The 18,940-nt window shown below is 54.1% G+C and carries 12 protein-coding genes; 6 read left to right on the forward strand and 6 right to left on the reverse strand.

The window, feature by feature from the left end:
• The first annotated feature begins 671 nt into the window (after window positions 1-671).
• Genes IMCC20628_RS19710 through IMCC20628_RS19735 form a run of 6 tightly spaced genes read left to right on the forward strand, consistent with a single transcriptional unit; the run spans window position 672 to window position 12,488 of the window.
• Complete coding sequence (locus IMCC20628_RS19710) at window positions 672-3,437, forward strand: DEAD/DEAH box helicase family protein (RefSeq protein WP_245307829.1); 2,766 nt, start codon at window positions 672-674, stop codon at window positions 3,435-3,437.
• The gene (locus IMCC20628_RS24405; RefSeq protein ID WP_052766564.1) at window positions 3,434-4,255 is read left to right on the forward strand and encodes a PD-(D/E)XK nuclease family protein; all 822 of its coding nucleotides are present in this window, start codon (window positions 3,434-3,436) and stop codon (window positions 4,253-4,255) included. Before IMCC20628_RS19710 ends, IMCC20628_RS24405 begins: the two co-directional genes overlap by 4 nt.
• 8 nt (window positions 4,256-4,263) lie before the next feature.
• Window positions 4,264-4,878 carry a hypothetical protein gene (locus tag IMCC20628_RS19720; protein WP_047031611.1) on the forward strand — a complete coding sequence of 205 codons (615 nt, stop codon included), beginning with the start codon at window positions 4,264-4,266 and terminating at the stop codon, window positions 4,876-4,878.
• A 2-nt stretch (window positions 4,879-4,880) separates the two neighbouring features.
• Window positions 4,881-7,850: a site-specific DNA-methyltransferase gene (locus tag IMCC20628_RS19725; RefSeq protein WP_047031612.1), complete on the forward strand. Its 2,970-nt coding sequence runs from the start codon at window positions 4,881-4,883 to the stop codon at window positions 7,848-7,850.
• An 11-nt stretch (window positions 7,851-7,861) separates the two neighbouring features.
• Window positions 7,862-10,390, forward strand: coding sequence for an AAA family ATPase (locus IMCC20628_RS19730; protein ID WP_047031613.1), 2,529 nt, complete (start codon window positions 7,862-7,864; stop codon window positions 10,388-10,390).
• 7 nt (window positions 10,391-10,397) lie between these two features.
• Window positions 10,398-12,488, forward strand: coding sequence for a 3'-5' exonuclease (locus IMCC20628_RS19735; RefSeq protein ID WP_047031614.1), 2,091 nt, complete (start codon window positions 10,398-10,400; stop codon window positions 12,486-12,488).
• Window positions 12,489-12,644: 156 nt separating this feature from the next.
• Here the strand turns inward: IMCC20628_RS19735 and IMCC20628_RS19740 are convergent, their stop codons facing one another.
• The 6 genes from IMCC20628_RS19740 to IMCC20628_RS19770 form a co-directional block, all read right to left on the reverse strand.
• The gene (locus tag IMCC20628_RS19740) at window positions 12,645-12,965 is read right to left on the reverse strand and encodes a hypothetical protein (protein ID WP_047031615.1); all 321 of its coding nucleotides are present in this window, start codon (window positions 12,963-12,965) and stop codon (window positions 12,645-12,647) included.
• A gap of 981 nt (window positions 12,966-13,946) precedes the next feature.
• Complete coding sequence (locus tag IMCC20628_RS19750; protein ID WP_047031617.1) at window positions 13,947-14,723, reverse strand: hypothetical protein; 777 nt, start codon at window positions 14,721-14,723, stop codon at window positions 13,947-13,949.
• Window positions 14,716-15,423: an ATP-binding protein gene (locus tag IMCC20628_RS19755; protein ID WP_047031618.1), complete on the reverse strand. Its 708-nt coding sequence runs from the start codon at window positions 15,421-15,423 to the stop codon at window positions 14,716-14,718. The genes IMCC20628_RS19750 and IMCC20628_RS19755 overlap by 8 nt, the downstream gene beginning before the upstream one ends.
• Before the next feature lie 147 nt (window positions 15,424-15,570).
• Window positions 15,571-16,722: a hypothetical protein gene (locus IMCC20628_RS19760; RefSeq protein ID WP_047031619.1), complete on the reverse strand. Its 1,152-nt coding sequence runs from the start codon at window positions 16,720-16,722 to the stop codon at window positions 15,571-15,573.
• The gene (locus tag IMCC20628_RS19765; RefSeq protein ID WP_156174590.1) at window positions 16,719-17,189 is read right to left on the reverse strand and encodes a hypothetical protein; all 471 of its coding nucleotides are present in this window, start codon (window positions 17,187-17,189) and stop codon (window positions 16,719-16,721) included. Before IMCC20628_RS19765 ends, IMCC20628_RS19760 begins: the two co-directional genes overlap by 4 nt.
• Window positions 17,190-17,258: 69 nt before the next feature.
• Window positions 17,259-18,170 carry a hypothetical protein gene (locus IMCC20628_RS19770; RefSeq protein ID WP_047031621.1) on the reverse strand — a complete coding sequence of 304 codons (912 nt, stop codon included), beginning with the start codon at window positions 18,168-18,170 and terminating at the stop codon, window positions 17,259-17,261.
• Window positions 18,171-18,940 lie beyond the last annotated feature (770 nt).

Consider the following 18,940-nt stretch of genomic DNA (forward strand, 5'->3'; position numbering starts at 1 on the left):
GACAGAATTGGCTTAATTGAGCCTAGCCACGTGTTCAGCGATACATTCAACGATACATGTAAAATATTTCGATCGCAAGGACATGAATTCCCCGCCTGCCGCTGAATGCAGCAATAAGATTATTTCATTCTTCTGAAACGAGGTGGAGAGCGACAAGATCACGTCGAACCAGCCTATGGTCGCCAGATAGGTGTTTGGCCTTCCCAAATGAGACGGCTGCAGTAAATTGCGATGGGCATATCTGTGGCTTTCAATTTGCATGTCATTCCTCGAATGCGGAAATAATTTCCGCATTCGAAAGACTGCAAACCTAGATGCATTTGCATTCTAGGTTGCAAAGGTGGATGCATTTGGATTGATTGATTGTATTGATTCTGGGGGGCAGATTGATGACCAAGCCGTTTTACGCTGAGCCTATTCTCAACTCCCCTTATATCGTGCCGACTCGCCATCATTCACTGTCTGAAAGTGGTGAGCCGCTTGATCATCCCCCAATCGAAGGACGGCGGCGATCGGAATACGTTGCGCCAGTCCCAAGAAGCAGGCGCACCAAGAACTAGCTGAAGAAGCAGACTACCCTCGACCTTGATCAACAAGATCAGGGAGCGAACAGCTACAACCTCTCCAAGCTGATCAACGAGATCAGGGGGCATGTGGCCACTTGGCGATCATTGCCTAACCCGAATGACTGGGGCGTAACGCCGACAACCCAGCGGCTGCTTGAGCACTGGAGATCAGACAATTTTTCAGGGCCGCGCCCGTTCTTCTGTCAGGTCGAAGCCGTTGAAACCGCCATTTGGCTTGCCGAAGTCGCGCGCAATCGAAAACAATATGCGCATATCTTTCGCCACCTCCAAGAGGCGAACCGGGATGCCAATCCCGATCTGTTTCGTATCGCGTTAAAGCTCGCAACCGGCGCCGGCAAAACCACTGTCATGGCAATGCTGATTGCCTGGCAAGCGATCAACGCAGCGCGCCAACCCAATTCCAGCCTGTTTTCACGGGGATTTCTGCTGATTGCCCCAGGGATCACGATCAAGGATCGCCTGCGTGTTCTCAAGCCCTCGGATACTGACAGCTATTACCGAACTAGGGAACTCGTGCCGCAGGACATGATGATCGATCTCAACAAGGCCAAAATCGAGATCACCAATTACCATGTCTTCCAGCGACGGAAGGCGCATAGCCTCAACGCAGTAGGCCTGCGGCTCATGAAAGGTTGGCAGAACGACGATATCGAGCAACTCGAAACCGAAGGGCAGATGTTGCAACGTGCCTGCGGTGATCTGCTTCAGATGAAGAATATCGTCGTCATCAACGACGAGGCCCACCATTGCTATCGCGAACGTCCAGACACTGATGAAGAAGCCGAACTCAAGGGCGACGAGAAGAGCGAGGCCAAGGAAAACAATGAGGCGGCTCGCCTCTGGATTTCGGGCATAGAGGCGCTCAAGAGGAAGGTCGGAGTTCGCGCTGTTTACGACCTTTCGGCAACGCCATTTTTCCTGCGCGGATCAGGTTACGAGGAGGGCACGCTTTTCCCCTGGGTCGTTTCCGATTTTTCACTTGTCGACGCCATCGAATGTGGAATCGTCAAATTGCCGCGTGTTCCTGTATCGGACAATTCGGTCAATTCCGCGACACCCGTCTTCCGCAACCTGTGGGACCATATCGGCAAGAAGATGCCGAAGAAGGGCGCTGGTAAATCGGGAGAGCTCGATCCGCTTGATCTCCCGAACGAGCTTCAAACTGCCCTGCATTCGCTCTATTCCCATTATGAAAAAGAGTTTGCAGCCTGGAAAGACGTTGGTATCGGCGTGCCTCCTGTCTTCATCGTCGTCTGCAACAACACGGCCAGCTCGAAACTCATCTATGAATGGATTTCCGGTTGGGAGCGTGAAGTCGACGGCGAGCGTCAGAACAAGCACAAGGGCCACCTTGAGCTCTTTCGAAACTATGACCAGTACGGCAATCGCTTATCTCGTATGAACACGCTGCTGATCGATTCCCAGCAATTGGAATCGGGAGAAGCGCTGGACTCGAAATTCCGCGATATGGCGGCTGTTGAGATCGAACAGTTCAAACGCGAAAAGGCCGAACGTGATGGCGCTGCGGATGCAGCCAACATCCCCGAAGCCGAACTCCTGCGCGAAGTCATGAACACAGTTGGCCAGAAGGGACGTCTTGGCGAGCAAATTCGATGCGTTGTGTCCGTCTCGATGCTGACGGAAGGCTGGGATGCCAACACTGTGACACACATCCTCGGCGTCCGCGCCTTTGGAACGCAGCTTCTGTGCGAGCAGGTGATCGGCCGCGGTCTTCGCCGCCAGTCCTATGAGCTGAACGACAAGGGTCTGTTCAACACTGAGTACGCCGACATTCTCGGCATTCCGTTCGACTTTGCAACAGAGCCGCAGGACGTGGTCCGCACGCCCCCCAAACCGGTAACGCGCGTTTACGCCCTGAAAGAGCGGGCGAACCTATCGATCCGTTTTCCTCGTGTCGCGGGGTATCGCACAGAACTTCCATCCGAAAACTTCACGGCTAAATTTGGCGAGGATTCTGTCCTCACGCTCACACCCGAGCTTGTCGGTCCGTGCACAGTTCGCCTTGAGGGGCTCGTTGGCGAAGGCCACGATATTTCACCAGACTCTCTGGACGAGATGCGCCCGAACAGCGTCGCGATTCATCTCACTAAAAAGCTCATCGAGCTCTATTTCCGCGAGCCTGAGCAGGACGTCCCCTACTATCTCTACAATCAACTTCAACCGATCACCCGTAACTGGATCAAGACCTGCCTGAAGCTGACGGGTGGCACCAAGGCCGGCATGCTGACCTATGCGGAACTGGCAGGAAAGGCATCGGAGCTGATCTACCAGGCCATTGTTCGAAGTGCTGGCAGCGATGGGGCTGACATCGTCAAGGCCATGCTCGATCCCTACAACCCGCATGGCTACACTGATCACGTGTCCTTCATCACGAGCAAACAGAACCTCTGGGAGACCAGGCTGTCACACGTCAACTACGTGGTCTGCGACAGCGATTGGGAAGGCGAGTTTGCCCGTGTGGTCGAGGGGCATCCGACAACCATATCCTACGTTAAAAACCAGGCACTCGGGTTCGAAGTGCCGTATCGCTCGGGCAGCACGCCGCGCCGCTATATCCCGGACTTCATCGTTCAGCTTGATGATGGACATGGTGCCGACGATCCACTCAATCTCATCATCGAGGTCAAGGGCTATCGTGGCCTGGACGAGCAGATCAAATCCGAGACCATGAAAAACCTTTGGGTGCCAGGGGTCAACAATCTCAAGGTCTATGGCCGCTGGGACTTCAGGGAGTTCCGCGATGCGTTTGCGATGGAGGAGGAATACGACCGATTGATCGATGAACTGGCAGGCAATTCCGTCGGACATGCACCGGTTGCCAGCCAATGACAATTCTTTCCACCTCTTCGGGAAGCACTGCCTCCAGCACTTCCGAAAGCCTGGTCCAATTCCTCTCTGCCTATCGCAGTGCGCGTGGAGTAGATACGCCGGAGTTGCAGATCGCGCGCCTTGCCGCCCTGTTCTCCGCGATTGGAGAGTTTCGCCGGTCAGAGGCCAAGCCAATTGCGCTCCCGCCTCGGGAGATTGATCCTGACCGGCTCGGCGGGTTCCTTGGCAAACTGCGGGAAGGCGTCGCCTCCTGTCGCCACGATGGACGTTTGCTCAATGTGTGGGCCATCTCTGGCCTGAAGCGCAACGAGGTGCGAACCTCGGCGGTGCTCGGCTGGGTTCTCGATTGCCACGGCAGCCATGGGTTTGGACCAGCAATACTCAATGAACTTCTATGTCTCCTCCGCCACAAGAATGAAAATGTACAGCTGCTGAAAGATGTCCGGCTGGGTCGCCACTACACGCTTTCGCTCGAACATTGTGCTTTCGGGGATATGGACAATCGCATCGACCTAGCGATTGAAGGGGAGAACTGCGTTCTCTTCATCGAGGTCAAGATCGATGCAGGCCTGGGCCCCGACCAGTTGAACCGGTATCTGCAAACAGCAAAGACCAAAGCACGTGCGCTCAAGAAACCCATTCCTCTGGTTCTGTTCCTGAGCGAGAATTGGCCGCTGGACCGTCCCCAAGAAATCATCTGCCTGCGCTGGGCCGATGTCGCCAAATCCATATCGAATGTTGTTTCCCGCTCGCCTGAAAACACGTTGTCTGGCGCATTGCTGCAGCAGTTTGCAGCTCACATCAAATCATTGCACTGAGGTTTCAAATGTCTTCGACTGAACAACTGGATAAAATGTTGATTGAGCATCTGGCGGACCTTGATGACGGTGCTCGACGATTGGACATTTTGCAGGACAAGATCGCGGAAGCAATCGACGATCTTGTCAAGGAATGGACGACAGCCAAGGGTTGGAAAACAGGCGATGAGACCTGGAAGGACGATTGGGGTGCCACTGTCGCCCTGCCTCGTTGGTATACCGAAGAGGAAAATTGGCTAGCCTGGTTCGCGCTTGATTTTGCCAGTGGAGATGACGGAGAATCAGGCGAAGAAAAGGACTATTTCTGGCTAACACGACTTTGCGGCGAAGGCCGGGGAAAAATGGGATTCCGTTTTGTCCAAACTGAATTCGGGAGAGCACCATGGAAGAAGTTTCTGAAAGAGATTGCTGACCGATTTGCCGACACGCAATTCATTCTGGATGACGTGCCAAGTTTCTTTCTTCCCCTGAAGGTGGACAAGGACCTGTTGGCGAAAGGTGCGGCGGAGGAAGACTTCACAGAAGCGCTGCAGCCCATCACGGAAGCACTCGACTATATCTGCAAAGTTTCGCCGCGGTTCGAGCAAATACGGCGCGAGATGCAAGAACGACAGGGATCATAACCATGGCCAAGACCCCGCGCGAAAAAGACGTCTCCACTCTCACCCATGACCAGGCGGTGCGGCTCAACAACCCGACGGCCGAGATGGCGTCGCTCTATGAGCAGCAGGAGGAGATGCTGGGCGATGTTGCCCACGAGATGAGGGTGCCGCGGGATCGGCCACTGGCTGAGGGTGAATTGCGGGACCGAGACATGGACCGCGATCCGCAGATCATCTGGAATGGCGCGAAGATCAAGATCAGCCAGGCGCAGATGCGGCAACTCGCCGAGACCGGCGAGATCGAGATCGGTGATGCCCAGCTGGTCTGGCGCGGCAAGGACCGGCAGGACTGGTCCGACCTCGTGGTCAATGCACCACCGCTTTATATTCAGGAAAAGGTGCATCCCAAGGCGATCATCGATGATCTGAAGCGCAAGACCACCAAGGCGCGGGAGACCACCGACGAAGCCCCCGATCTGTTTGCCGATTTCAACGGCATCGCCGATCCGGAAGCGCGGGCCGAATTCTACCAGCACACCAAGCACTGGCAGAACCGCTTCATCCTCGGCGACAGCCTGCAGGTGATGGCGAGCCTGGCCGAGCGCGAGGAGATGCGCGGCAAGGTGCAGTGCATCTATTTCGACCCGCCCTATGGCATCAAGTTCAATTCGAACTGGCAGGTTTCGACTCGAGAAACGACTGTAAAGGACGGCAAGAAAGCTGACGTCTCGCGCGAGCCGGAACAGGTGAAGGCTTTTCGCGACACCTGGAAGGACGGCATCCACTCCTACCTTACCTATCTGCGCGACCGGCTGATGGTGGCGCGGGAACTGCTCACCAATAGCGGCTCGATCTTTGTGCAGATCGGCGACGAGAATGTACATCGCGTCCGGGCACTGATGGATGAAGTTTTTGGGGAGGAGAACTTTGTTTCATTGATTTCGTATCCAACATCGGTCGGTCTGGGCTCCTCGGGTCTGGACAACGTAAACAACTATCTGATCTGGTATGGAAAAAGTAACGCGACAAAAGTACGCTCGCTGTATCGGGTCCTTGAATTGGGAGGTGAAGGAGCCACTCGATATTCAAAGATTTACGGCGAGGATGGAGTAATTATCAATGCCAGTGAAGCGTCCGAGAACGATTTAGCAAACGGAAAATACTTTACAGATCAAGGCATGACCTCCCGAAGTGGGTCAGAGACTACCTTGAAACCCTTCTTCTTTCGGAGCCGAGAATTTAAACCTATTTCGGGTGGATGGCGCACATCACTAAAAGGGCTTGAACGGGTAGCGAAAGCAGACCGTGTCCTTCAGACAAGTGCGAAGCTTCGTTTCCGAAAAAACTTCGACGATTTCGGCGTTCTGGCGCTGACCAACAACTGGACTGATGTATCTGGCGGTATTCAAAGCAGAGCCGATCCGAAAGTGTATGTAGTCCAAACCTCGACGAATGTTATCGAGCGGTGTGTTGTTATGGCTACCGACCCCGGCGACCTCGTCCTCGACCCCACCTGCGGATCAGGCTCTACAGCCTACGTCGCGGAGCAATGGGGTCGCCGCTGGATTACAATCGATACATCGCGCGTCGCATTAGCGCTTGCGCGTACACGGCTGATGAGTGCGCGTTACGCTTATTACCTTCTGGCCGACAGCCGCGAAGGCCGTGACAAAGAACAGGATGTATCCGGGAAAATCCTCGCCGACACGGCAGTGACAGGCGACATTCGCCAAGGCTTCGTCTATGAGCGCGCGCCGCATATCACGTTGAAAAGCATTGCCAACAACGCCGAGATCGATGTGATCTGGGAGAAATGGCAGGAGGTGCTGGAGCCGCTTCGGCGGCAGCTGAACGAGGCGCTTGGTGCCACATTTGAGGAATGGGAAATCCCTCGCGATCTTGACGAATGGCTGGATAGCAAGGACGGCCAAGCCAAGGTGCATCTGGTATCTGAGAAGGCGCGTCATTTGCACGCCGACTGGTGGGAAGGCCGCATTGCCCGGCAGACGGAAATTGATGCCTCGATCGCCCGTTCTGCAGATGTCGAACTGCTCTACGACCGCCCCTATGAAGACAAGAGCAAGGTGCGAGTTGCCGGTCCCTTCACAGTCGAAAGCCTGTCGCCGCACCGTGTCATCGCCGCCCGCGAGGACACGCTGGGGGAAGAACTTGCCGCCGCCGGCGCAATCACCTCCCGCACCTCCACTCCCGCCAATATGCCGGAGGCCGATTTCGGCGAGATGGTGCTCACCCATCTGCGCAGCGCCGGTGTGCACCAACAGGAGAAGCGCGACACCATCCACTTCAGTTCCATCGATCCCTGGCCTGGCAATTATATTGCCGCGGAAGCCCGCTATACCGATGGCGGATCGGTGGAGAAGCGCTCGGCAATTCTCATCGGCCCGGAATTCGGCACGCTGACCCGCAGCCAGATCACCGCGGCCGCCCGCGAGGCCTCGGATTCCCGTTTCGACGTGCTGATCGCCTGCGCCTTCAACTTCGACGCCCAGGCGACCGATCTCAACCGGCTTGGCCCGCTTGCTATCCTCAAGGCCCGCATGAACCCCGATCTGCACATGGCTGAGGATTTGAAGAACACCGGCAAGGGCAACCTCTTCGTTGTCTTCGGCGAGCCCGACGTGGAACTGATCGACACCCCGAACGGCGAGATCAAGGTGAAGGTACATGGCGTCGACATCTTCGATCCCTCGACCGGCGAAATCCGCTCCGACGACGTCAAGGGCATCGCCGCCTGGTTCATCGACACCGACTACGACGAAGAAAGCTTCTTCGTCCGCCACGCCTATTTCCTCGGCGCAAACGACCCCTACAAATCGCTGAAGACGGCGTTGAAAGCCGAGATCGATCCCGACGCCTGGGAGACATTGTATTCAGACACGTCACGACCATTCGCACGGCCGAGCACGGGGCGGATCGCAGTGAAAGTGATCAATCATTTTGGTGATGAAGTGCTGAAGGTTTTTGGGGTTTAGGGGATTAATTAATGAGAGAAGAACTAGCTAACATTCTATCTGCGATCCAACACAAAGAGCTTCCTGCGGCATTCGAAGACCTGTTAGGCGCAGCCTGGGACGCCACAAACGAGCGCTTTCACGTGCAAGAGACCTATGTTGTCGATTACAAAGAAACACTTCCAGATGAACTAGCTCGTGGATACGGGGCAGGTATAATTCGCCTTGCGATTGCCTACTATAATTCCTTCGGCGGCATCATCGTATTCGGAGTTCGGGACCGCGAACTATCGGTCGCGGGAGTTGCTGGCAATGTGGACATAGAAGCTTTTAATCGAGCGCTGAGCGACTATACTGGCTCCAGCATCGAATGTTTGTGCAAACAGTACACTGTCCCCACCAAAAAAGGTGAACTAAATATCTCGGTTATGCTGGTTCCGCGGAGGGGAACGACACCACCGATTCGACTATTGCGGAAGCTGGATAAGTACCCCCCGAATATCCTGTGGGTACGTGATCGACATGAGGTTCTTGAAGCAGCTCCGCGTCACTTAGCTCAGCTCTACTCAGATAGATCGCTCTTGCCATCGGATCAGGACGGCGAATCTCGCGTTCTGGTTCATCGGTCTCTTCCTCCGTCCCCAGCCACGATCGAGAGGTTCATAAACAGAGGCGTATTGCTGGACCAGCTTTGGACTTGGTTCGTCTATTCGGACCAACCAAGAGTGTATCTACATGGCCCAGGTGGATCGGGAAAAAGCACACTGGCTCATGAGTTCGCAAAGCAGCTAACAGAGAATGGAGCACAGGTACACCTAAAAAACGGGGAGCATCTAGACTACGTTCTTTATCTATCTTCTAAAGAAACAGAGCTAAATACATACAACGGTCAACAACAGAAATTTTTGCTGAGACAATTTTCTGATGTTGATGAGCAGATAGATCAAATTCTCCATCATTCTGGCATGCACAGCCAAAACGATGAGACGACGATTGCTGTAGATAAAGATGCATTGTTACAAGAACTTTTTGACAATTTTTCTGGCCTGATAGTTATCGACGACATCGACGCGCTGAGCAGACGAGGCCTCGACACCGGCGAAGAGCTTCTTTTCTTTAAGACTATGAAGGGGCGATCACGCAACAAGATTTTGTACACTCTTAGGCATCCTCCATCACACGCGATGAGCAGCTCGATTGTTGTACCTGGTCTATCCCCGGAAAATGAATATTTCGATTTTCAACGTGTATGCTGTGAATATTTCGATGTTCCTGAGCCTCCGCCCGAGAAAACTCCTCATATTATGGAGGTTACCAGTAGTTTGCCGTTGTTGATAGAAACGTTGGTTGGCATCCGAAAGCACTGCAGCAATTACAACGAAGCTATTGAGCTATTTAAAGATCGTGGGGGAGAAGAAGCGCGACGATATTTGTATCAGAGGGAGTACGACCGACTTTCAAACCAAGGTAAATCAAGATACGTCCTCGCAGGTTTATATCTACTTGATGAACCTATTACTTTTACCGCATTCTGCGGACTTACCCAAATGTCCCCTGAGCATCTAAAAGAGTCTCTAAGCGAGGCGGGAAGTATTTTTATATCTCGATCAGAAGACACCAGCGGTGAGACTCTCTACCAACTTACACCACCGTCGCGGCCATTCATTGGTGTAGTTTCAGGGCAGCTTCCGCACATCGGCGGATTAAGAACCCGGGTAAAGCATTATCGCTCCGAAGGCTTGAAGATGGGGCGTGAAGAGGCGGCTGTGATTGCGAGCATGGAGAGCTTGATAAAAACCAAATCGTATGGCGATGTCGCTCGCATTGCTGAGAAGTATGCGCCGCATGATCCGGTGATGGTGAATCCGAAAGTACAATCTTTACTCGGTCAGGCTTACTCGGAGCTCGGACCAGAAATGAGAGAAAAAGCCAGGCATTGTTTCAAGCACGCCGAGGGGTTGGGGTACCGCGACATATTCATGATGCGCCGATGGTTCAACATGGAACTCTTCTCTGGCTATGGGCAAATGGAGGCGGAGAGAATCTGTCGAGCGATGATTGAAGATTCTAAGATCACTCAGAGAGCCAGAAGTGAGTTCTGGAGTAAACTGGGCGCATGTGAATTTTCGAAGTCTCGGGCCGTCTCCACCGCTAGTAGCGACAAAGCCATGCTTTACCTTAGAAATTCAATTGTGTTCTATTGTGAGGGAATGTGGGTAGGGCAGCGCTCTGCCGACTTCGATGCAAGTCTGGGCTTGGGATGGCTAGAAAGGCCACTTCATGAATTGATCATTCGTGCAGGCCGCGATATTGAACAGTTCTTTGTCCTAATTGAAGACTTGTCTCGACAGAAACACGATATTTTCTTAGATTCTGCCAAGCTAATCATTTCATACTTGACGCGCTCTCCTGTCACTGCTGACGAAATGCTGCGAGCTCAGCTTAGAGGATTTGCTAGCCGCACCATTGCGACAATCAAACGCGAAATCAAGAATGCAAACGAAACGCCGGGATTTGGTTTCGTACTTGAAGCGCTAAACTCCTTCAAAAAATCAGTGTGAGCTGAAAATGCCGACAATCCTAGCCGACAGCTTTACCGCATCACTCGCCAAGCTCAGCAATGATGAGCAGAAGCGGGTGAAGCTGACGGCATTCGATCTGCAGACCGAACCTGATCGTCCAGGTTTGAAGGCGCATCGTATCGACGCGTCGAAAGACCCTAACTTCTGGTCAGTACGGGTCAATCGTGATCTCAGAATTATCATCCACAAGACCGGCGATAGCGTGATGCTGGCCTATGTCGATCACCATGATGACGCTTACAAGTGGGCGGAACGGCGACGGATCGAAACCCATCCGCGCACCGGTGCGGTACAGATTGTGGAAGTGCGCGAGCTGGTTGAGGATGTTGATGTCCATCGCCACTTGCCGCATCAGCAAGAGCTTCCCTTCGCAATCCAGATCGAACACAAGGTTTCCACCAGTCCATTGTTCGAGGCTCTGACTCCCGATGATGTGCTTGGCCTCGGTGTTCCCGAGGACTGGGTCGGCGACGTGCTGCAGGCGACTGAAGACGCATTCTTCTCGCTCGCCGACCATTTGCCTCAGGAAGCGGCGGAATCCCTGCTCGACTATGCAGCCAGTGGTGTTCTAAGGCCGCCGGCGCCGGTCACTGATGATCCGCTCACCCATCCCGACAGCCAAAGACGGTTCCGCATCCTTGAGGGGCACGAGGAGCTGGCTGCTGCCTTGGACCAGCCGTTTGAGAAATGGGCGATCTTCCTTCATCCTTCGCAACGTGCGCTGGTGAACCGGAACTTCTCTGGGCCGGTCAGGGCAATCGGGTCGGCCGGTACAGGGAAAACGGTCGTTGCCTTGCATCGGGTGGCGCGAATTCTCAAGGATGATCCCGAGGCGAGAGTTCTTCTGACAACATTCTCCGAACCTCTGGCGATTGCCCTCAAGCGCAAGCTCGGCGTGCTCCTGGCCGACGCTCCAACTCTGACGGACCGAGTCACGATCTCCTCATTTGAGCAAGCTGCGGCAGACCTGAATGCATTGATGACCGGTCGAAAAGCCTACCTCATAGGCAGGGACAAGCTGAGATCGATCATCAGTGATGCCGCTAGCAGCCTTCCGCGTTACACGTCGCAGTTTCTCAATTCGGAATGGGAACATGTGATCGATGCCTGGCAGATTGACAGCGCCGAAGCCTACGCCACTGTTCCTCGCATGGGGCGCAAGAACCGACTTGGTTCGAAACAACGGACCGAGCTTTGGGGTGTCTTCGCAGAGGTTCGAAAGCAATTGCGTTCCAAAGCCCTGATGACGGCAGCTGGCGTGTTTACCTCCGTAACGGCTCATTACAGCGCGCGGAATGACAAGCCCTACACCCACATAGTTGTCGATGAAGCGCAGGACTTGGGCGTTGCTGAACTGCGGTTCCTCGGTGCGATCGTTCCAGAGCGACAGGATGCATTGTTTTTTGCGGGAGATATCGGTCAACGCATCTTCCAGCAACCGTTTTCCTGGAAGGGCCTCGGCGTTGATATCCGCGGACGGTCGTTCACACTGAAGGTAAACTACCGTACTTCACATCAGATACGGCGATTGGCAGATCATCTGCTGCCCGAGAATATTCGCGATGTGGACGGTGAGACCGATGATCGAAAGGGCACCGTTTCGGTTTTCGACGGCGTGGAGCCAGTGGTTGTGATCGCTCCGAACTGGGAGTCGGAAAAGGAAGCGGCGGCCGAGTTTTTGAAAAGGCTCATCGCTCAAGGAATTCTGCCAGGTGAGATCGGTATTTTTTGCCGGTCAAATGAACAGATCAGCCGCGTGGCTGAGATAGCGCACCTGGCGGGGTTAAAAACGATGTCATCATTGAGCGGATCAAGTCCTGAGGACTTCGTCCTGATCGGAACGATGCATTTGGCAAAGGGGCTTGAGTTCCGCGCCGTGTTGATCGTTGGCTGTGATGAAGGCGTTCTACCATTGCAATCCCGTATCGCTGATGTCGCCGATGAGTTTGAGCTGGATGAAGTCGTATCGACTGAGCGCCAATTGCTCTACGTCGCAGCAACTCGGGCGAGGGACCAGTTGTTCATCTCAGCGATTGAGCCCGGTTCGGAGTTTCTCGACGACCTAATTGTCGCCTGAACATTCTGCTGGTTCTATGGGTTCGGCGGAGACTATTTCTGCATTATACACCAAATATCCGATTCCTCTGCAAACGGCGTTATAGGGAGTAATGGGGGGAAGACAGATAAGAAGGACCAAACAGCGTTTGAATGACGGTGCCAAAAATGAGGCCGATCATGCAGGCTTGAGATGCCGCTTTGGCCGAAATGGAAATAGCCCGTCTGCATAACGTGCAGCAAGCTCTTCGAAGACGTCTTCGCTTTCTCGGACATCAAAACCTTGAAGCTCAAGGCCATCCACGATCTCATCGCGCAACCGATCCAACGCCTGACGTCGTCCTAGATTGTGCTTCTCGGCACTCATGATCATTTTCCACAGCAGCATGCGCGCCAGATCATCTCGCGACGGCCGGCACCGAAAACGGGCCTCATCTCTCACTCTCTGCTGGCGGGTACGCTGTGCAGCATTGATTTCTCGCTGTGATTTCTTTGTCATCCTGATCTCCTTGTTCATCATGGAGCCACAGTCTGATGGCCGGCGATGCAAGCAACAAACGCCGTTTGCCCTGCCAATGTTGACAATCTGGAAGGGGATTGCGCATCGGAATTTGAAGTCTCCACCCCTTCTGTCTGTAAACGCCGTGCGAAGAAGAATCGCAGATTCCTGGCATCGAATCGGCGTGACAGATTTTGGAATCGCGACAGGATAAATTGAAGTAACTTCCATCAAGTTGCCCGCACGTCATCACGGATCGAGTTGATGTCTGGGTGCCTTGAAACGCGTCCTCTTCACGTTCTTACAATTGAACTCAATTTGGCACCCGTCCCATCGGCCAATTTCCAGGTGGACATCTTGGCTGCGCGATATTCTGCCAGGTAACATGCTTCCCCCAGCTGCCGTCCATGGCTGCTGCCGAACAGCGAAAAGCTTGAACAGATTGCGGTGCTAACGGCTGATGCGGGGTTGCATCCAGGGCGGTTCATCGCCTGAAGTTTTCCGGATTGTCCGTGCCAGGGCGTCGCTCAACTCAACGATTGCGTTGTAGAGTTCAGACTGGGGTTTCAGGTCGCAAAACAAAGGTACAAGGTTACGATGCAAATCAGCGGCACGAGCGACCAGGCCGTCGATTTGCATGGAATTCAGTTCAGGGCTGCGTTTGTGTCTTTTTGCCATTGTGAAGCTTCTCCAAAGGATTGCCCCGTCCATCTCAATGGAGAGCTGAGTCACCTCATGATTCAAACCGGATGAGCAAGAATGCTCGATCTTCCAGCTATCGGAATCGCGGAATTCTGGTTTCGAAACGGCTGGGCCTGAACCGGAATCGCCGAGGCAGAGTCTGGCAACGCGGGGACTGGTTTCTGAAACGGCGAATCCTAAATCGGAAACGCCGTATCAGAGTTCAGAATCGCAAAGACGGACTTTGGAATCGTTGGCGCCCGGGTGGGTAACGCGGGAGCCGAATTCTGAATCGTGCTTTTAGGGCGCCGGTTTTTCTGGGCCCTTTGCGGTTACGTTCATTTCCTGAGTAAGCAGTGCTCTGACTTCGCTACCATCAAGGGTCCTGGCTTCAGCAAGACAGGTTGCCAGTGACAGAAGCGCATCGCGATGCTGCGATAGCATTTCGACGGCCATGGTCTCTGCGACCTCAAGCCTTGCATGGACATGATGCGCCAGTTGGCGATCGAGCGAAAGGATCGATGAGTGATCCTTCACTGAACGGTACAGTAGGGGCTGGGTTGTCCCGAATCCGAGATTGGCCTCTGCATCTGTCGCCAGCCTCGTGGCATGTGCAAGATCAGACGTGTCATTGCCACCGGAGCCTACGACATGATCACCAAAAATGAGCTTTTCCGCGGTCCTGCCGGCGAGCGTACAGGCGATCATCTGATTGAGCCATGTTTCGGTCTGAATGACATTCCTGCGCATCTGGCTTTCGACGAAGCCCCCGGAGCCATTGCCGACAGTCACCGTTGAAACGGTTGCGATGCCAAAGAATGTCCAAGCTAGCGCGTGCCCAGCTTCGTGAACTGCAATTCGCCAGACAAGCTCTGGCGACATTGCCGCCTGACCTTCGGTGAGCGCTGCATGAATGTCGCTGTACGATAACGGTCGCTTTTCGCGGCGGGCTTTCTGTCGTGCTTCGCGGATTAGACGCTCGATGTCTGCACCTGTCCTGCCGGCAGCAGCCAGTGCCAATGGCTTAAGCATTGTGTTCATGTCGGGCACGGCGGCGGTGAGATGAAGGTTATCCATTAGTCCGCACTCCTTCCTTGCTGTCGTTGACTTGATCGCAGCCGTCATCAGCAGTGCTGTCGTTGCTGTGAAACAGCAAAGCACCAGGCGCACTTTTGGAACCGACGGAACCACCGATCTCGCTGCTGTTCAGGAGCGCATCGAGGTCACCTCCCAAATGATGCGCAATGATTTTCACCAGCGCATTTGTATCCGGGGTCGGGATGACAATGTGCTTCTCAAGACGTCCTGAACGCAAAAGTGCAGGGTCGATCTTGTCTGGCCGGTTGGTCGCGCCCACGACAATGACGCCTTCGGTTTTTGCAGCCCCGTCCAGTAATTCCAGCACGCGATTCACCAGGCTTGACCAATAGTCGTCATGGTGGCGATCGCTGCCGCCACGGCTCCCGATGTTATCGATTTCATCTACGAACAGGATGCAGGGGGCTGCCTTGCTGGCATGCTCGAAAGTCGCGTTAATCGCTGCCAGAACATCGCCAAGATTCGACGCTTCCAGCCATCTCGCCACGGACGTCGCGATCAGCGGGACCTGAAGCGTATTACAGAGTGCCTTCGCAAACGTTGTCTTGCCCGTACCGGGCGGCCCAGAGAGCAGCAGCCGTGAACTGAGATCGGACCACTCGACCTCCTTGTTTTTGTAAGCACCAAGGTCGATCTTGAGGTCAAGAGCCCACGTCTGGGCATCCCCATAACCTGCCAACCGTTCAACATAGAGATGGTCCTTTCCGGTGGACGGTTTGACAGATTGCTCCCGCTTCTGCTTCTTGGCTGGTTCTGCCCCGGTCGGTGCCTTGACTGGCTCTATGATGTCGAAACAGACAGAATATTTCTCGCGCTTCCTTGCTTCCTAGCGACCCGACCTGTTCAGCAACGAACCAAGTCCGCAATTCTTTCCGTCGTCACCCTTGGCTTCTGCCCGTGCAGCATTCTCCGCTTCAAGCGCGGTCAGGATTCCGATGATTTTGGTCAAGGATCGACCTGGGCGGATTGCGATAGCCAGATCATCGATGCCGAGATGGAGCGGCTCGAATTCGAGTTCGCTCATCAGAAACCAGGAGCGGCCAACCGCGATTTGGCAACAGATGGCGAGCACATCAGCGATCAGGCTTGCATCAATTCCGTCACCTTGGATCACAATGTCCGCGACAGCAACAAGACGCGCCGGTAGTGGCTGTTCTCTCTCATCAGAGATGATCAAAGGCTTGGATGCATTAAGGACCTTGTTCGACACAAGCCGCCGCACGTCATCATGACGATCAAACCTCTCTAACAAAGCGCTCCCGCAGCAAGAGAGTGACCTTCGTCGTTTTGAATCCGCCAATGATTTAAAGTGCCCTGTAAGAGTTGGGCCATCGCTAATCGATTCAAGGGATGCGTAGAAAGGCAGGATCAAACCTTTTTCGAGCATATTGCCGAGCTGTTTTTCAAAACCGTGAACCGGAATCTGCACTGCGATGATCGGGCACTCGGACTTCATGATCGCAATCAGTCGATCGAGGGTATTCGCATCTTTCCCAAGAGCCCTTGCGAGCAATAGAGCGGTTGCGACTTCACGAACTTTCAGCGTGGGCGCAAAGCCCCCCACAATTGAAAGTACGTGGTCCCGGAGCCTGAGCAACTCCGATGAACTCGGCGTGGTCCCATTTTGATTGACGAGCATTTTGCGAACAGGTTTGCCGACTTCGCCGACCTCTCCAAACTCCTCATCATCGAAATCATTGAACTCGCCAGATTCAAGCTTCCTTTCGAGACATTTCCTGTTGCACGATGACACCTCCAGGAGGTTCCGCATCAGGTCCCGATCATGATCAACATCACCCGAGAACTTTGCTGTATGGTCCGCTGAAAGCCGCCAGATTGTGCCTTCACGCGAGGTTGCGCCAAGGGGCTGATCTTCAAGGATACCAGCTTCTGCGGCACGGCCAAAAGCTTCGAGCCGGGCAGCGCGGCGTTGGCGTGACAGGAGATACCGAAAGACACGTTTGCTGATCTTGCTCATAGCTGTGTCTCCTCTGAGCATGCGGAATAATCCGCGATTGTCTGAAAGTTCGCAGGCAGGAAGCGGCGGTTTCCATCAAGCCAGCCTTTGAGGATCAGGCCTGCCGGGTGCTTGAACCTGCACAACAACTCAAGTCTACGCTGCAAGCGCCTGGGCAGCCTGGTGTTGCCGGCTTCAACGGCTCCAGCGTGATCAACAATTTTCCGGACAGTGCTTGGCGCGATGTCATCAACGAGGTCAGGCGTCGGATTGCCGTCGCAAGACATCGCGAGAATCTCAAGCTCAATTTCAGCCGGACTTTGCGCCTTGCGGCTTGGCTTCGGTTTCCGAGATTTGGTAGCCGGTGGCTGCTTTCGAGAAGTGGACATCGGACCAGCATGATGTTGAACATCCGCGTTTTGCGGGAATGGCACGACATTGGTGTTGGGGGGATAGGTATTGGATTTACACATGACATATTTCTCCAAGCGCCAGATCAAAAGATCGGCGGCTGTTGTGAACAAAACGGTTGATTGATGGATTGAGCTGATTGCCTGTCAGTGCCGGATGGGCACTTGAGCAAAGCCCAGCTTGATCATTTGCGGCTCTCTGCCGGTCCCGATGCCAGAGCTTCCGCAAGAGGTCTGATCAGCCTCATCATCAGGCTCAGTCTCTTCTGCCGCAGTCATTACATCGACCGCCGTCGTTACCTGATGACTGGATTTACTGGAGAAGGTTTCACAAGCCAGCTTCCAGTTGGCCTGGATGCGCGAGCGGAACTTCTTCTGTAGCAACCCGATAGCTTCGCCGGCACCGGCAACCTCCACAAGGTGGTCAAGATGCGACAAATGCCAGATGCCACCTTCGAGGTCGGTCTTCTGGTTTTCTGCATTGAGGATCACAACCCTGACATCTTCGGCAACCATGCGTCGATGCTCTTTGTACAAGAAGTCGGGAACGACAAGCGCCGCTGCCAACATGCGATTCCTTAGCTCATCAATTCGTGCGCGCTCGTAGGAATTGAGGCTGCGTTTTGAATCCACCAGATGCGCAACCTTGGTCAACCGATTCAGAATGACGAGATCGGGCGTGTAGGTCTTGCGGCCACCCATATCGGCATCAAAAGTCACCGTCCGGTAGTTCAGCGGGTTATTCATGAGGACAACTTGCATCGCTGCCGGTGTCACCGGAAGCCGTAGATTTTGAGTCAGCACCGCGAGGTCTGGATTGCACTTGGCGACAAAGGCGATTCCGCGTTCGATCAGCCGGCCTTCCATTCCGGGAATTGCCCTAAGAACTCCGGCGATTTCATCCACGCCACCTGCGAGCGCATTTGCGAGGGCGTCGGCAGAAAGGGAGGGACTGACAACTTCATCGATGAGTTCATCAAAACGCTGCCTCAAATCGGGGCTGTCGGCTGAATAATCATAGATGTGGGCAGTCGTAGTCTTGAGGGTGTTCTTGTTCATGCGAGTCTCCTGTTGAGGAGCGATGACGGCAGCATTCATGCAGACACGGAGGGTCAGATGCGGAAATAATTTCCGCATTGGCTACCCCTGATGGGCAGTCGGACCATTAGTGTCGGCGAGGAGCTGGCGTGATCGCTTTATGGTGTAACGATCAGCGGTGCGAAAGCGACATCGGTGACGGCGAAACGTCGCCGGCCGGCCTGCGCGGCAGCCAAAAGCGAGCTTCAATAGGAGATTTATGTGATTGATCTTTCCCTGACGGGAAGTTGGCGGTAAGGGTCAACATAGCCCAATTCCTTCTAATCCAAGGTTACGGGTCAGGCCTCTGTCGGTGTTGGTAGCACCGGCGGGGGCCGTTAAGTCGCTTAAAAACATCAGTTTCTGGCGACAAAAATACAAATAGTCCGGAGTAGCTCCTCCGGCAAGGCGAAAAGAACGTATCCGGAACAAGGGCTCCGGCATGGTTAACAAACGACGCGGGTGTTCCGAAGCCCAGACAAAGGAACGCTCCAACGTATGGGAGCTTTGAGGGTAGTGCATCAAGCGCTGAGTTTTGTCGGTATGGGCGGAGAGCGGTCGTTCGTTGCAACTGCGCAGAGGCTACGCAATTTCTCAAAAGCGTAAACTCATCCGACGGAGTTTTCTTCCGATATGCCAGGTCGAATGAACATTCCGAGCCCAATTCAGCCGTCCCATATGCCGCGGTGGTGGCTTCGTTCAATCCTGAATCTAAAATCTGCGACGTGCTTTGGTGACTGATTCAATTTCCG

Origin of the sequence: Hoeflea sp. IMCC20628 (assembly GCF_001011155.1) — a bacterium.
GTDB lineage: Bacteria > Pseudomonadota > Alphaproteobacteria > Rhizobiales > Rhizobiaceae > Hoeflea.

Bases quoted from the DNA above. Each gene is read 5' to 3' on its own strand.
- IMCC20628_RS19750 (WP_047031617.1), bottom strand. From the start codon at position 14,723: ATGGATAACCTTCATCTCACCGCCGCCGTGCCCGACATGAACACAATG.
- IMCC20628_RS24405 (WP_052766564.1), top strand. From the start codon at position 3,434: ATGACAATTCTTTCCACCTCTTCGGGAAGCACTGCCTCCAGCACTTCC.
- IMCC20628_RS19730 (WP_047031613.1), top strand. From the start codon at position 7,862: ATGAGAGAAGAACTAGCTAACATTCTATCTGCGATCCAACACAAAGAG.
- IMCC20628_RS19735 (WP_047031614.1), top strand. From the start codon at position 10,398: ATGCCGACAATCCTAGCCGACAGCTTTACCGCATCACTCGCCAAGCTC.
- IMCC20628_RS19720 (WP_047031611.1), top strand. From the start codon at position 4,264: ATGTCTTCGACTGAACAACTGGATAAAATGTTGATTGAGCATCTGGCG.
- IMCC20628_RS19760 (WP_047031619.1), bottom strand. From the start codon at position 16,722: ATGAGCAAGATCAGCAAACGTGTCTTTCGGTATCTCCTGTCACGCCAA.
- IMCC20628_RS19725 (WP_047031612.1), top strand. From the start codon at position 4,881: ATGGCCAAGACCCCGCGCGAAAAAGACGTCTCCACTCTCACCCATGAC.
- IMCC20628_RS19770 (WP_047031621.1), bottom strand. From the start codon at position 18,170: ATGAACAAGAACACCCTCAAGACTACGACTGCCCACATCTATGATTAT.
- IMCC20628_RS19740 (WP_047031615.1), bottom strand. From the start codon at position 12,965: ATGACAAAGAAATCACAGCGAGAAATCAATGCTGCACAGCGTACCCGC.